Annotated in this window: 12 protein-coding genes; 4 read left to right on the top strand and 8 right to left on the bottom strand. The window is 63.3% G+C overall.

The window, feature by feature from the left end; all coding sequences use genetic code 11:
• Nucleotides 1–108: 108 nt before the first annotated feature.
• Genes LFT43_RS11895 through LFT43_RS11885 form a run of 3 tightly spaced genes read right to left on the bottom strand, consistent with a single transcriptional unit; the run spans nt 109 to nt 5,837 of the window.
• The gene (locus LFT43_RS11895) at nt 109–3,540 is read right to left on the bottom strand and encodes an error-prone DNA polymerase (RefSeq protein ID WP_395797027.1); all 3,432 of its coding nucleotides are present in this window, start codon (nt 3,538–3,540) and stop codon (nt 109–111) included.
• Nucleotides 3,541–3,579: 39 nt separating this feature from the next.
• The gene (locus LFT43_RS11890) at nt 3,580–5,184 is read right to left on the bottom strand and encodes a DNA polymerase Y family protein (RefSeq protein ID WP_395797025.1); all 1,605 of its coding nucleotides are present in this window, start codon (nt 5,182–5,184) and stop codon (nt 3,580–3,582) included.
• Nucleotides 5,181–5,837 carry a hypothetical protein gene (locus tag LFT43_RS11885; RefSeq protein ID WP_395797023.1) on the bottom strand — a complete coding sequence of 219 codons (657 nt, stop codon included), beginning with the start codon at nt 5,835–5,837 and terminating at the stop codon, nt 5,181–5,183. Before LFT43_RS11885 ends, LFT43_RS11890 begins: the two co-directional genes overlap by 4 nt.
• A 128-nt stretch (nt 5,838–5,965) precedes the next feature.
• On the opposite strand from LFT43_RS11885, the gene LFT43_RS11880 reads away from it, so the two are divergent.
• Nucleotides 5,966–6,568 (top strand): cadmium resistance transporter, encoded by a 603-nt coding sequence (locus LFT43_RS11880; RefSeq protein WP_395797021.1) that lies wholly within the window; start codon nt 5,966–5,968, stop codon nt 6,566–6,568.
• Between the two features lie 144 nt (nt 6,569–6,712).
• A complete protein-coding gene (locus LFT43_RS11875; protein ID WP_395797019.1) occupies nt 6,713–7,267 on the top strand; it encodes a hypothetical protein in 555 nt (184 codons plus the stop codon).
• Between the two features lie 7 nt (nt 7,268–7,274).
• Here LFT43_RS11875 and LFT43_RS11870 read toward each other — a convergent pair whose 3' ends face one another.
• Nucleotides 7,275–8,150, bottom strand: coding sequence for a caspase domain-containing protein (locus LFT43_RS11870; RefSeq protein ID WP_395797017.1), 876 nt, complete (start codon nt 8,148–8,150; stop codon nt 7,275–7,277).
• 189 nt (nt 8,151–8,339) lie between these two features.
• On the opposite strand from LFT43_RS11870, the gene LFT43_RS11865 reads away from it, so the two are divergent.
• Nucleotides 8,340–8,711 (top strand): sec-independent translocase, encoded by a 372-nt coding sequence (locus tag LFT43_RS11865; protein WP_395797015.1) that lies wholly within the window; start codon nt 8,340–8,342, stop codon nt 8,709–8,711.
• Between the two features lie 4 nt (nt 8,712–8,715).
• Here LFT43_RS11865 and LFT43_RS11860 read toward each other — a convergent pair whose 3' ends face one another.
• On the bottom strand, nt 8,716–10,437 hold the full coding sequence (locus LFT43_RS11860) for an amidase (RefSeq protein ID WP_395797013.1): 1,722 nt from the start codon (nt 10,435–10,437) through the stop codon (nt 8,716–8,718).
• Nucleotides 10,434–11,480, bottom strand: coding sequence for an agmatine/peptidylarginine deiminase (locus LFT43_RS11855; RefSeq protein WP_395797011.1), 1,047 nt, complete (start codon nt 11,478–11,480; stop codon nt 10,434–10,436). Before LFT43_RS11855 ends, LFT43_RS11860 begins: the two co-directional genes overlap by 4 nt.
• A 134-nt stretch (nt 11,481–11,614) precedes the next feature.
• Here LFT43_RS11855 and LFT43_RS11850 point away from each other — a divergent pair, with 134 nt between their 5' ends.
• A complete protein-coding gene (locus LFT43_RS11850; protein WP_395797009.1) occupies nt 11,615–12,250 on the top strand; it encodes a TetR/AcrR family transcriptional regulator in 636 nt (211 codons plus the stop codon).
• A gap of 14 nt (nt 12,251–12,264) precedes the next feature.
• Here LFT43_RS11850 and LFT43_RS11845 read toward each other — a convergent pair whose 3' ends face one another.
• Complete coding sequence (locus LFT43_RS11845) at nt 12,265–13,053, bottom strand: SDR family NAD(P)-dependent oxidoreductase (RefSeq protein WP_395797007.1); 789 nt, start codon at nt 13,051–13,053, stop codon at nt 12,265–12,267.
• A gap of 79 nt (nt 13,054–13,132) precedes the next feature.
• A complete protein-coding gene (locus tag LFT43_RS11840; protein WP_395797005.1) occupies nt 13,133–13,747 on the bottom strand; it encodes a TetR family transcriptional regulator in 615 nt (204 codons plus the stop codon).
• Nucleotides 13,748–13,779 lie beyond the last annotated feature (32 nt).

Genomic DNA, 13,779 nt, shown 5'->3' with positions numbered 1-13,779 from the left:
AGAAGTCCGCGGCCGAAGTTCAGGGGACCACGCCAACGTAGAGGAGCAGTGTTTCCGATCTGAAACAAACGGATTTCAATTCCGATATTTGTGAAACGATTGTTTCAACTACCTGAAATCGCGGGAGTTGGACTTCACAGTCAGGACCAGGGCTTCCAGTTTGTCCGCCACGAGGTTGGTGACTCCTTCCGGGGAGCGTTCGAGGAAACCCCGGATGATCAGCGCGGATGATTCCCGGGCCACGCGGCGGTGTCTCTTCCAGAGGCCAACGCTGCAGATGACGTTGAGGATGCCGCTCTCATCCTCCAGATTGACGAAGGTGATCCCTTGCGCGGTCTGGGGGCGTTGGCGGTGGGTCACGACGCCGGCCACTTCAACACGCGTGCCGGTCTCGACCTGGGAGAGCCGGTCAACCCGCAGCACACCCCTGGAATCCAGCCCATTGCGTGCGTGCCGCATCGGGTGGTCATCGGTGCTGATGCCTGTCGCCCACATGTCGTAGGCGACATTCTCCTGGGGTGAGAGCTCGGGCAGCAATGGCGGCTGGATGGCGACGTGCGTCCCCGGCAACTGTCCTTCCCGCTCCAGGGCGGCGTCGCCGGCTTGCCACAGTGCTTCGCGGCGGTTCATCCCTAGCGAATCGAGTGCGCCGGCGGACGCGAGTGCCTCCAGTTGGTCCGCGCTGAGATTTGCTCGGCGCGACAGATCCGCCATGCCCCGGTAGGGGCCATGTTCCTCCCGCTCGGCCACGATCCGCTTCGCCACCTCAGTCCCGATGGACGTAACGCCGTCGAGCCCTAGCCGCACTGCATGGGAGCCATCCCGGCGGTGCAGGTGGTCCTCGCGTGGATGATCCTGCTGGAAGGGGCCAATCTCCGGCTGGTGGAAGTCCAGGCAGGAATCCAGGCCGCCCACCTGGCCCAGTTCGGTCTCAGCGGTTTCGTCGAGCACTTCCAAGGTTGCCTCGGCAAGGGAACGGAGGACATCCGGGCGCAACACATGGACCCCATGCCTGCGGGCATCCGCCACGAGGGTTTGGGGGGAGTAAAAGCCCATGGGTTGTGCCCGGAGCAGGGCCGCGAGGAATGCGCCAGGATAGTGCAGCTTCAGCCACGAGCTTGCGTAGACCAATACCGCGAAGCTCAAGGAGTGGGATTCCGCGAAGCCGAAGTTCGCAAAGGCCTGGATCTTGGCATAGATGGCGTCGGCGTCGTCCTTGCTGATCCCGTTGGCAGCCATCCCCGCATAGAGTTTGGCCTCAAGAGACTCGATCTTCTCCCGCCCCCGTTTGGAGCCCATGGCTCGACGGAGCAGATCCGCATCCTCGGCAGTGCAGCCACCCACGGCAACTGCCATCTGCATGAGCTGCTCCTGGAACAAAGGGACACCCAATGTCCGTTCAAGGACCGGCTCCAACAGCGGATGAAGATACGTGATGTCTTCCTTGCCTGCACGGCGTCGGATGTACGGGTGGACGGCGCCACCCTGGACGGGACCCGGGCGGATCAGCGCGATCTCCACCACCAGATCGTAGAATCTCCTCGGCTTCAGACGTGGCAGAGTGCTGATCTGGGCCCGTGATTCCACCTGGAAAACCCCGATCGAGTCGGCCCGGCAGAGCATGTCGTAGACAGCCTGTTCTTCCCGCGGAATACCCTCGATGGTCCAGCGCTCGCCGAAATGCTTGTCGATTAAATCAAAGGAGTACTGCAGGGCGGCAAGCATGCCCAGGCCGAGAAGGTCGAATTTGACCAGGCCCATCCATTCGCAATCGTCCTTGTCCCATTGCAGAACCGTGCGGTTTTCCATCCGGGCACGCTCGATGGGAACCACCTCGCCAACGGGCCGCTCGGTGAGGACCATTCCGCCGGAATGGATGCCCAGATGGCGGGGGAAGCCCAGTATCTGGTCAGCAAGCTCCAGGACCGGGGCGGGGATGTTATTGGTCTTGCCCTCGCTGAGATCGCCCCAATGATCGAGCCGTTTAGACCAAGCGTCCTGCTGGCCCTGGCTATAGCCGAGCGCCTTGGCTATGTCGCGGACAGCGTTCTTCGGGCGGTAGCTGATGACGTTCGCTACCTGGGCTGCGTTGAACCGTCCGTATTTGCCGTAGACGTATTGGATGACTTCTTCGCGCCGGTCCGAGTCGAAATCGACGTCGATGTCCGGTTCTTCCTCGCGGAGGCTGGAGAGGAAACGCTCGAACGGAAGGTTGTAGAAAATACTGTCGACGGCGGTGATCCCCAGCGCGTAGCAGACGGCAGAGTTCGCCGCGGATCCCCTGCCTTGGCAGAGGATCCCTCGGGAGCGGGCAAACTGCACGATGTCGTACACAATCAGGAAATATCCGGGGAAGTTTTTCGCCTCGATCACTGCGAGTTCCTGCTCGATCCGGCTATGGACCCGTTGGCCGGCATCCGGGTACTTTTCCCTGATACCTTCGTCGACAAGGTGCCGGAGCCAAGTGATAAGACTGTGCCCTGCAGGAACATCGAGCTTCGGGAGCTTCGGACGGGCGGCCCGTAACTGGAACGCAAGCTGGTCAGCGATCTCGACAGTCCGTTCCACCGCGCCGGGGTAGCGGGCGAACCTCGTCGCCATTTCGGAACCGCTCCGTAGATGGGCACCACTGTTTGCGGGTAACCACCCGTCCAGTTCCTCCAGGCTGCGGCGTGCCCGGACAGCTGCCATGGCTGTGGCCAGCGGGTATCCCTCCGGAGCCGCATAATGCACGGCGTTGCTGGCGATGAAAGGTATGCCCGCACGCTCGGCAATACGGACGAGGGCGTCGTTATGGCTGCTGTCGAGGGGGTTCCCGTGGTCGAAGAGCTCCACAACCACATTTCCTCGTCCGAATCTTTCGATCAACGCATCCACTTCCCGTGCAGCGGCATGCTCGCCATCGCTGAGAAGGGCTCTCCGGACTGAGCCTTTGCGACATCCGGTCAGCACCATGCAATGGTCTTTGAGGGCGTGCGCCAGGGTGTCGAGATCGTAGATGGGGCGGCCCTTTTCCGCATCAGCAGCCAGATGTGCGGTGGTCATCGCTCCTGCCAGCCGGTGGTAGCCCTCTTCCTTGCGTGCCAGGACGAGCAAATGGTCACCTTCAGGATCGGCTTCGCCCTGCTGGGGTTTGCTGAGTCCTAGTGACAGCTCAGCGCCGAACACTGTCTTCAGTTCGTAGGCTTCGGCGGCTTCCGCCATTCGCACGATCCCGTAGAAGCCGTCATGATCGGTCAGCGCGAGGGCATGGAGGCCTAGCCGGACTGCTTCCTCAACCAATTTCTCGGGTGAGGAGGCGCCGTCCAGGAAACTGTAATGCGAATGGGCGTGCAGTTCGGCATAAGGCACGACGGCGGCACCCGCTTGCGATGCGGTCCTTGCGGGATCGAGGGGGACCGGACGGTAAGGCCCGCGTTTCCTTGACCAGGCGGGGCTGTCACCGCCGTCCCCTTTGGTCTTGTGGGTGTCCGGCCGACGCCGGTCTGACAGCGTGCGTTCGAACTCCGACCAGGGGATTGACGGGTTGTTCCAAGCCACTTTGTCTTCCTGCCTAAAGTTGGTGTCCTACTCGGCTGTTCAGTCGTAGCGGGCCTCTGCCCACCAGTTTTGCTCGTCCAGGAGAAGGAGCCAGGCCTCTCCGTTGCCGTCCACAAGCTGGAACCGGTCCGCTTCAAGGCGGTGGTCGGCGTCCCACCATCTCTGTCTTAGCGGCCAGGGGCCGGCCCACTGAGCCACGAGTCGTCGTCGTGCAGGGTCTCCGCCGGGGCAGAACCACATTGGTGGGGCAAGCAATCCGCCGCGATGGTCTGTACGGACCTTTTCCTTGTTTGCATCAAGCAGCAGGACCGGGATGAGGGAAGCGAACACCGTGGCGGGCTGCGGGTCTGGAATCCTGCCAGGCCACGGCCTGGAGGCCAAGGCGGCCGTTCCCGGGGGCAATGCATCCCCCCAAGGAACCAAACGACGCCGCTCGGCCAACAACCGACCTCCCGAGATCGCAGGCACTACTACGGCTTCATGCCCCAGCATGCTTTGGATGCGGCTGAGTCCGTGGTGGATCTGCTCCTCGGCTCCATCCCCGAAGAGAGCGCGCCCATGATGGGCGATGGAATCCACCCGGACGGGGACGAACTCCACCCCGATGACCGGTGAGGATAGCCCGGCGCCGGTTGTGCCGCCGTCGGGCATTCCGTTGTTGGCTACGGGGGGCTGCGACTGAAGTTGCCAACGCACCCTGTCCACGACGTCGCTGGGTGTGAAATGGCGGGGGTGTCCCCACGTACGTTCGGAGCGGCTCCCTGCTTCGTCAGTGATCAGAACCCTTAGCTCCGTACAAACCAACCCTTCCGTCTGGAGTCCGGCCACGAAGGTGTCGGCAGTGGCACGGAGTTGGAACGCGAGTTGGTCAACCCGGTCCAGGCCTGGTTCGAACTCCGCCCGTTGATCCAGTTTCCGTGGGGGCGTGCGGGGGATCACCCTGCGAGGATCCTGGCCGCTTGCCAAAGCATGCGCAGTGATTCCCGCAGCACCGAAACGGGCACGGACATCTGCAACGGGAAGGTTCGCGAAACTCCCCAAAGTGAGAATGCCAAGGCGTTTGAGCAAGGAAGCCAGCTTCGGCTGTCCCAGTACCTCCACTGGAAATGGACTTAGGAAATCCCGGGATAAGCCTGGCTGCAGCACAAGAAGGGGGGAGAGCTCACTGGTGCTCCGGGCTGCCTGTTCGGCGGCAAACACGGAGTCGGCGATCCCCACCCTGGCTTCCACTCCGAGGCGGTCGGCCGATTCAAGTACAGCGCCAGCGGCCGCTTCCTCACCGCCGTAGTATCTGGCGGCGCCCCGGGCCCGGATAGCGCATAGGCCGGGGCGGAGTACTTCCACACCAGGAGTCCGTTCCTCGAGCGACGAAAGCACAGGTTCGAATTCCCCTGCATCCCGCACCGGATCAACGGCGCATACCACCAAGCCGGTACAACGGGTCTGGGCTTCCCGCAGCCGCAAGCCCCGGACGACTCCTTCTGCCCGTGCTTCCGCGGAGCAGGCAGCTATCACCCCATGGCCGATGACTGCCGCCGGTACGTCCGGGGGCAGGGCATCTGCCAAGCGGGCGGCGACAAGTGGCCAATCCGGGAACCATGTCACCAGCGCGCGTACCGGTGTTTCAACCTGTACCAGCATCATGCTCCAATCCGATGGCTGGACAGATCTACCGGACCGCTGTCCGCAAGATCGACGGATGCCCTGCGGGAACTGCCCCGGAGTGCCACTTCGAGCTCAAGCTCCTGCTTGGCGAAATGTCCATGGCCCTGCCCGAGCCCGGCCCACTCGTATCCATTCACCTGCAAGACGGCTTCACTCTGTGGCCATGGTCCCAGGACAATCAGGACGGAACTCCGCTCGCGGAGCCTGGCTCCCAAGCGGGCAGCCTCCGCCGGTGCGACCCTTTCCGGGGCGCATGCAAGCACCACCGAGAGTACGTCCGCCATGGCGGCGATCACCGGCGTCCAGCTAGCCCCCGGGTCAGGCACCAGCACCAGCCGATCAAGCGCAATGCCGAAACCTGCTGCCGCCTCGATCCCGAAGTCAGGAAGCCCTGCCACTCCGCACCACGAGCCATTGCGTGAGGGGCCAGCCAACAAGGCCATTGCCAGTGACGTGGATCCCTGTACGGAATACGCCGCACCCGGGCGAAGCCCGCCCGGTAGAAGCCGGCTGAGTGAGGGGAGTACGGGCAGGGAGCGTTCGCTGCCGCGCTTGCCCTGCATAAGGTGGATTTTCGCCTGCAAGTCATCGCGCGGCAAAGCTGGCGAGGCGGAAGTCAGGCGAGAAGACATGCTTCAATTTTCGAACATATATTCGAATGAGTCAATTGCTCAGGATCCCACCCCGAACGCTTGGACTGTGAGCAGTTGGGCACCATTACAGCAAGGACCCGTAGTCCGACGCGATAGTGTCTGGAGCGATGGAAAATCTCTGCGGCACCGTACTGACAGCGGCTGGAGCCTTTGCTGCGACAAACCTTGATGACCTCTTGGTTTTGTCGGTTCTCTTCCTGTCGGCCAGGACGCGGAGGGCGCCTGGATACTGGAGAATCTGGATAGGCCAGTACATCGGCATCGGAATACTGACGGTTGCGGCGGCTGCGGCAGCCTGGGCACTCGCACCTGTCCCGGTGGAGTGGGTGGGTCTCCTCGGCTTGGTTCCGCTGGTTTTGGGCAGCTACGCCCTGTTCAAGGTTGTGCGCCCGTCCGGAGATCCACCGAAGCCCTGGTCACTGACGCTGCCCGTGGTTGTCGCCGTGACGGTAGCCAACGGTGGAGACAATATTTCTGTGTACATACCGCTATTTCGCTCGTTGGGACCTGCTGCTACGGCCACCACAGGACTGACTTTCGCGGTGATGGTGGCAATGTGGTGTGCGGCCGGCTATTGGCTGACGGCACACCCGAAGGTCGGTGCCCTCTGCCGCCGGGCCGGGAACTGGGTCATCCCAGTGGTGTACATCGCTCTCGGTTGCACCATCATTGTCCGCTCCGGAGTCATTGCGTTGCCATTCCAGGGATAATCGGCACGCCTTAGTCCAGGGACCGCGGGGCTTCTCCGGCTCCTGGATGTCCGGAAGCCGGACTACACGCAGGATTCTCCCATTCCGAAGTGATATGACTGCGGGTGGGCTTCAACCGGAAGTGCGCAGGAGGATTGACAGGGTATGTTCCGAAATTGGTTTGTTGTGGGCGGATTGTTGCTGCTTTTCGGGGCGGCGGCCGTGTTGGGTTTCGGAGCCATCTTCCGGGCCAAAAGCGTCGCTGCCCGGATTGAGGCGGCCGCCGCGGGGGTCTTGGCCGCGGCCATGATGATGGTAGGGCTCGGATGGGCGCCGCTCGCCGTCGTGCCATTGGGGGTTGTGATTGGCGTCGTCTTCGTTTCGTTCGCCGTGAGAATCGTGTTCCAAGGGAAGGGGTCCGGCGAGACCGGGCGGCTGTCAGCGATCTACGGCGCACTGGTGGCGGCCCTTTCAGCCTGGGTGCTGCTTTCCGCATCGAGCGGAACCGGATCCTCGTCGGATCATCCAGGGCACGAACTGGGCACCATCCTTGTTGACATCATGGGCGCGCTGCTCATGCTCTTCGCGGCCACAGGGTGGCTGTTAGGTACATTCGCGATGCCTGCCGAGAGTAAATCGCACGCTGTGCCTCGATTGAAAGGGGTCCGCGAGGCCCTGATGGCTGCTGGACTCGCCGTCGCGTTCTACGCCATCTCCTAGACCTGCGTCAAGATCCCCAACTGGCCATCTTTTGGGCCGGAGTGGCCTCCAGCTGTACCACCTGGTCGAACCGGCCCTCTTTGAGGGCTTTCGAGACAGCCTTGAGTAGCTCAGCTCTGGACAAGGCGCTGTCTGACTTGAGGGTCTTGACGAAATGGTAGGTGAATGCGCCGTTGTATCTGCCATCAATGAACGCATCTGTGGCCGTCTGGTCGTCCCGGCACGCGGCCATGAGCACCGCCTGCACGCCGTCTGCGCCGTTGGTGCCCTGGGACAGTTCCTTCAGCGACGACTTCTTGGTGGTCTCGAGGGTCTCCACACTGCTCAGTCCCTCGGGCGTCGGTGGCGGCAGGAATCGTGGGCGCCGCCCCGGGATCAGGTCCAAGGCGCGCAGGCCGGTCCCGCTGTGGCACGTGTCCAGGACAACGTCCATGCGCGCCGACGCGGGCAGTCGAAGCAGCAACTCGTGGAGCTCGTCGTCGACAATCACGGTGTCCTTGTTCCAGGAATCGCCGGCGCTGTCGATGTCATAGCACGCGAAGCACTCGTCGAGGCCGTCGGCCTCGTCACCATTCGTGTCCGGGATCTGCGTGCCATGGCTGGAAAAGGTGAACACGATCTGGCCGAGGTCACCGCTTTCCGCGCGTTCCACCAGCCCGGTCAACGCTCCGAGGACCGCCGTCTTTGACGCTGCGGCATCGACCAGGACTGTGACGTCGTCAGGTGCGAAACCGTACTGCCCCCGCAACAACGCAGCGAGGTCGTTTGCGTCGTTGACGCACCCGTGGAGCCAGCTGCTTTGCGGCAGGTTCTTGAAATTGTTGATTCCCACGCACAATGCTGCCCGCGTGGGAGTTGACTTGTTTACGGCTGCTTCGCTCATGAACCCACATCCTCATTCGGGATAGCCCCAAGGAACCACGGCTGCCGAGTACCCGGCGCCACCATCGTAGTCCTGTTGGACCCTCTTGCGCCGCGGAAATCCTGGACAAGTTTCCTGACCTTGGCCGGGCCCGACACCGACGACCGGGAGGCCCACGGAACGTCCACGCGGTGGCTTTAGAATGGAGACATGATCGATATTTCGGTCGAGAAGGTGGTTCTTCTCCTGATCATTGCGGCTTTGGTCCTCGGCCCGACGAAACTTCCAGAGTATGCGAGGAAGCTCGGGCGGCTCATCCGAGAGCTGCGGCGCATGGCCTCTGGCGCGCAGGAAAAGATCCGCCAGGAGCTAGGCCCCGAATTCGAGGACATCGACTGGCGCAAAATGGATCCACGCCAATATGATCCCCGACGGATCATCCGCGAGGCCCTCTTGGAGGAAGATCCACCGCCGAATCCTGTCACTCCAGTCCAAGCGCAGCCGCCGGCGTCGCCCCCTGCCCGGCCGGTCGTGCGGTTGGCCGCCGGGCAAAAGGCTCCTTTCGACGACGAGTCCACCTGATCCGTCAGTCGAGGCGCGGTGTGCGCGGGGGAGCGGTGCGGCGCTCGCCTGTTGCTTCGAAGGCTGCGGCCAAGGCTAGGAGTGCGGTGTCGTCGTAGGCGCGCCCGGCGAAGGTGAGTCCCACGGGCATGCCGATATCGGACATGGTGCCCATCGGCACAGTGACGGTGGGGATGCCCAGGTGCCGGGGGACGAGGTTGCCGTTGGCGACCCAGACGCCGTTGCGCCAACCGGGTTCGGCCGAGGCTTCGTTGGTGTCCATGTCGGCTGGTCCGACGTCGGCAGCGGCCGGGAAGATGACTGCATCCAGACCCAGACCATCCATCCATTCCTCCAGGTCCAGCCTGCGGGTTTCCTCGAGGCCGCGGAGGCCTTCTTCGAGGTTGGGGATGTCGGTGACGGAGGATACCCGGTGTGCACGGATGTGCGCCGGGTAGTCGGCGATGTCGTCGTCGAACCCGTCGTAGCGGTCCGGGAGCGAGCCATCGGGGTGTGGGAAGATCGCGGAGCCGTCGACGTCGGCCAGGCTGTTGAGTGCCGGATCCCCGTTTGCCGCGAGGAAGTCGTCCCATGCCCACGCGGCGAGGTCCACGATCTCCCGTTTCAGGTATTCGGGGCTCACGAGCCCGCGGGTGGCGATGGTGGGTGCGCCGGGGCGGTCGCCTTCGTAGTTTGAAACCACAGGGAAGTCCACCAACACCACCTCGGCACCTGCTGACTCAAGATCCCGGCGGGCAGCCTCCCAGAGTTCCATCACGGAATCGCGCGTCTGGATTCGTTGACCCGTGGGTCCGCCGATGCCGGGCTTGTCGCTAGTGCCGGCGCCGGGGTCTGCGTTGATGTACATGGCCGGCACCCCGAAGCGTTTGCCTTCCAAAGCGGAGCGTGCGCCGTCGACGTCGAATGGTGCCAGTGCCGGGTAGGAAGCCGGGCGGACCCGGGACGCGGCCGGGATCTCCACCCACGGCTGATCGCGCCAGAAGTCGCCGCGGGCTTCGGCGTCGTCGGAAACGATTACATCGAGCAGTTCCAGGAGGTCTGCCATGGACCGGGTGTGAGGCACTACCACGTCCATGGTGGGGACCAGAGGCCAGTTGCCGCGCACGGAAATGAGCCCGCGCGAGGGCGTGTACGCGCAAAGGGCATTGTTCGACGCCGGCGCGCGGCCGCTTGACCAGGTTTCCTCGCCCAGTCCGAAGGCTCCGAAGCTTGCCGCGGTGGCGGTTCCGGAGCCGTTGGAGGAACCGGAGCCGAAGGCCGCGGTGAGGTAGTCGGCGTTGTAAGGGCTTTCGGCGCGTCCGTACACGCCGCGTTGCATGCCGCCGTTGGCCATGGGCGGCATGTTGGTCAGGCCGATGAGCACGGCCCCGGCGGCGCGGAGGCGTTCGATGGTGAAGGCGTCCCGTTGAGCGGTGAGGTGTTCGAACGCGGGGGAGCCGGCGGCAGCCGTAAGTCCCTTGGCCAGGTAGCTGTCCTTGGCGGTGTAGGGGATCCCGTCAAGAGACCCGAGGGTGGTGCCGTTTGCCCGGCGCCTGTCTGAGGCGCGGGCGTCGGCGAGCGCTTCGGGGTTCATGACGACGAGGGCGTTGAGCTTGATGCCGTTGCGGTCGTAGGCGTCGATGCGGTCCAGGTAGGCTTGGGTGAGTTCCTCGCTGGTGACTTTGCCGGTGTCCAGGGCGGTCCGCAGTTGCGCGATCGAGGCCTCGACGACGTCGAAGCGGCTCATCGTGCCACCGGCCCGTCGAGCCTGGGCTGCTGCTGCGTGATGCAGTGGATTCCGCCGCCTCGGGCGAGGATTGGCCGGGCGTCCACGGTGACGACTCGACGGCCCGGGTAGGCCTCCGCCAGGATCTCCGCGGCCAGCGCGTCGGCCCGCTCTTCGCCATAGCCGCACGCAATAACGCCGCCATTGACCACGAGGTGGTTGACGTAGCTCCAGTCAACGAAGCCTTCCCCGTCCCGTAGGGTCTCAGGCGCGGGAAGCAGGGTGATCTCGAACGGCTTCCCCGTAGCATCCTCCTGGGTTTCGAAGAACCGCTGCAGGGTGCGGCTGACCTCGAAATCGGGGTGCTCGGGGTTGGTCTGCGAGTGCAGCAGGACCCGGCCGGCGGAGGGCAGTGTGGCCACCATGTCGATGTGGCCGCGCGTGCCGAGGTCCTCGTAGTCACGGGTAAGGCCCCGCGGTACCCATACAATGTGCGCGGTGCCGAGCGTGCGTGACAGCTCCGCTTCGACGCGTGCCTTACCTGCGTATGGGTTTCGGTGTGGATCCAGCTGGACGGTTTCGGTGACGAGGACGGTGCCCTCGCCGTCGACATGGATGGCGCCGCCCTCGTTGACCAGTAGCGAAATGACCAGTTCCGCGCCGGCCTTTTCGGCGACAAAGCGTGCCATCCCGGCGCTCTTTTGCCACTCTGACCAGGCAGGTGCGCCCCAGCCGTTGAAGATCCAGTCGACTGCGCCAAGCACACCGGGACGTTCGTCGTCGACGACGAAGGTGGGTCCGACGTCGCGCATCCAGAATTCGTCGAGCGGTGCCTCAAGCTGTTCGATCCCGGAGGCGAGCATCCGGCTGGCCCGGTCGCGTTCGCTGGGGTCGACCACCATGGTGACGGGTTCGAACTCGGACACCGCGTGCGCGACGGCGGTCCAGGCCGCGTACGCTTCTTCCGCCGAGGCGGCGTCGTCGCCTAGGGTCAGGCCGGTGCGGGGGAACGCCATCCAAGTGCGCTCGTGCTGTTCAGTTTCGGCTGGCATTCTCCAGGCCATGGAAGACTCCTCCGTGGTTTGAGGTTGGTAGCCACAGGGCCAGGGCGTCCTTGCCTTGGTATGTGGCTAGGTATTTGCGATTCTTATTGATCGCATGATCAATAAGACGAAAACTTACTTTAGACTGTTGTGTGATGTCAAGCACCATACAGAAACGCGCTGCGCGGAAGACGCCGGCGGAACGCGCTGCCGAAATAGCCGAGGCGGCCAAGGAAATAGCGCTTGAGCAAGGGCTTTCCGCCATTACGCTGCGCAACGTGGCAGCGCGGGTGGGGGTGGCCTCGGGCCTCGTCGCGCATTACCAACCCAATGTGGACGCGCTGGTGGCAGGCATCTTCGCCACCATCGTGGCGGCGGAGACCGAGGAGGTTTCGGTCCTCCTGGACCGGTTGCCCACTCCCTTGGAGCGGCTCGGGATGCTCCTCGAAACGCTCATGGATGGCAGCCGTCTCGACGTCACTGCCATCTGGGTGGAGGCGTGGACCCTGGGGCGTCGGAACGAGGCGCTCGCAGCCTGCGTTCGTGAGCAGATGGACGCCTGGCAGGCAGTGGTGCAGCGTCTTGTCGAAGCGGGGATCGCGGCGGGTGAGTTCGAGACTTTCGACGCTCCATCCGTCGCCTGGCAGATCCTGGGCATGGTTGACGGCCTGAATGCCCAAGCGCTGGTGCGCTGGGACGGCGTCAGTGACCGCGGTACGCACCTTGCCCGCGCTGTGGAAGGCATGGTGGGCGCGGCCCGCGGTTCACTGCTACCGGACCAGGCTGTATAGCTCGTCCGCGTGAGCTACGAGGCTTGGTTGGCGGGGCGCACTGCTCGTCCCGCCGCTGCGATCACCAGCTTCTCCGGGAGTAGCTTGACGGCCACCCGGGCAATGAAGGAGTTGAGTCGGCCATCCACAACGCTCGGCTTGTTCGCACGGATCGCGGAAAGGGTGGTTTCCACAACTTGACCTGGAGTCCGCATGGATCCAGCGGCTGCCGCCTCGCCGGCGATTTCGAAGAAGGGCGTGTCCGTAGCGCCGGGGCAAACAGCAAGGACTTTCACGCCTGTGCCTTGTGTTTCGGCCCAGAGTGCCTGGGTGAACGAGAGCACGAACGCCTTTGTCGCGCCGTAAACGGCCATGTGGGGTATTGGCTGAAAGGCGGCTGTACTCGCGATATTGATGACGGCGCCTGTGCCGCGCTCGACCATGCCCGGCAGGTATCGCGTCGTTGTTCCGACCAAGGTGGAGCAGTTCAGCTGGATCTGTTCGCTGAAACGATCGGCGTCGGCATCGAGAACTTGTCCATGCGTCCCAAAGCCTGCGTTGTTGACCAAGATGTCCACTGTGAGTCCAAGGGCTTCGGTGGCGAGATGGAGTTCCTTCGCGGAGTCCGGGAGGCTCAGGTCCATCGCCAGGACAGTCACTTCGGTGCCGTCTTCGCGGAGTTCGCGCGCAAGCTCGTCAAGCTTGTCCTCACTGCGGGCAACCAATATCAGGCGCGCGCCCTCGGCGGCCAGCCTTCGGGCAAAGACTGAGCCGATGCCCGTAGACGCTCCAGTGATGAGGGCTGTTTTGGCTGAGATGTTCATTTTTACTCCTAATAAACTGACTGTGCGGTTTGTTTCTTGGTTATGTGGGGGTCGTTAGCTGTTGGATTAGGTTGCCTTGCTAGCTGGAAAGGAACTGCCGTTCGAGGAGTTGCAAGAGAAGTCCGGCACGTCGTTCGAAGGCGTCGAGATCCCGGGGATCGAGGGCGTCAGTGACTGACTTCAGTCCATCGAATGCGGCCACAATGACCGTTGCGGAGTCATTGGGATCTCCTGAAAACGTCAAGACGCCGCTTGCTCGGCCTCGTCGAAGGATGCCCGCCACGAGGTCCACCCATGAGGCGAGGGGAGAGGCGCCGCCGGGATGCCCCTTCACGGAGGCCAGTTGATTGGCAAGGTGCACCACGCCCCACGCGGAAGAGTCGCTCAGGACAGTTCTGACCATGAACTCCCCGAGAGTGCGCAATTCCTCAGGTGGGTTGTTCTTGCTGAGAATTTCCTCTTGGACGCGGCGTAGCCAACGTGCCTTTTGCTCGTCGACGACGGCCTGGGCCAACAGCGCTTTCGAAGAGAAATGAAAGTAGATGGCTCCCTTCGTGAGCCCGACTTCGCGGATGATGTCGTCCATCCGGGTCTGCTCGAAACCCTTTCGCGCAAAGACATCCGCCGCAACCCTAAGGATCTCGCTGCGTGTGGCCGCGCCCTTTGGTGTGCTGCCGGTGTCGCCAATCTCCATAGGAAGAAAACTACAAACCGACTGGTAGGTAT

It is taken from the genome of Arthrobacter sp. FW306-04-A (genome assembly GCF_044358315.1).
Classification (GTDB): Bacteria; Actinomycetota; Actinomycetes; order Actinomycetales; family Micrococcaceae; genus Arthrobacter.
The sequence above is the reverse complement of the archived record's forward strand: the minus strand, read 5'-3'. Positions and strand labels throughout refer to the sequence as shown.

What these genes read in the sequence shown, in the direction of transcription:
- LFT43_RS11890 (WP_395797025.1), bottom strand. Translation starts at nt 5,184, where the DNA reads ATGATGCTGGTACAGGTTGAAACACCGGTACGCGCGCTGGTGACATGG.
- LFT43_RS11885 (WP_395797023.1), bottom strand. Translation starts at nt 5,837, where the DNA reads ATGTCTTCTCGCCTGACTTCCGCCTCGCCAGCTTTGCCGCGCGATGAC.
- LFT43_RS11880 (WP_395797021.1), top strand. Translation starts at nt 5,966, where the DNA reads ATGGAAAATCTCTGCGGCACCGTACTGACAGCGGCTGGAGCCTTTGCT.
- LFT43_RS11875 (WP_395797019.1), top strand. Translation starts at nt 6,713, where the DNA reads ATGTTCCGAAATTGGTTTGTTGTGGGCGGATTGTTGCTGCTTTTCGGG.
- LFT43_RS11870 (WP_395797017.1), bottom strand. Translation starts at nt 8,150, where the DNA reads ATGAGCGAAGCAGCCGTAAACAAGTCAACTCCCACGCGGGCAGCATTG.
- LFT43_RS11865 (WP_395797015.1), top strand. Translation starts at nt 8,340, where the DNA reads ATGATCGATATTTCGGTCGAGAAGGTGGTTCTTCTCCTGATCATTGCG.
- LFT43_RS11860 (WP_395797013.1), bottom strand. Translation starts at nt 10,437, where the DNA reads ATGAGCCGCTTCGACGTCGTCGAGGCCTCGATCGCGCAACTGCGGACC.
- LFT43_RS11855 (WP_395797011.1), bottom strand. Translation starts at nt 11,480, where the DNA reads ATGGCCTGGAGAATGCCAGCCGAAACTGAACAGCACGAGCGCACTTGG.
- LFT43_RS11850 (WP_395797009.1), top strand. Translation starts at nt 11,615, where the DNA reads ATGTCAAGCACCATACAGAAACGCGCTGCGCGGAAGACGCCGGCGGAA.
- LFT43_RS11845 (WP_395797007.1), bottom strand. Translation starts at nt 13,053, where the DNA reads ATGAACATCTCAGCCAAAACAGCCCTCATCACTGGAGCGTCTACGGGC.
- LFT43_RS11840 (WP_395797005.1), bottom strand. Translation starts at nt 13,747, where the DNA reads ATGGAGATTGGCGACACCGGCAGCACACCAAAGGGCGCGGCCACACGC.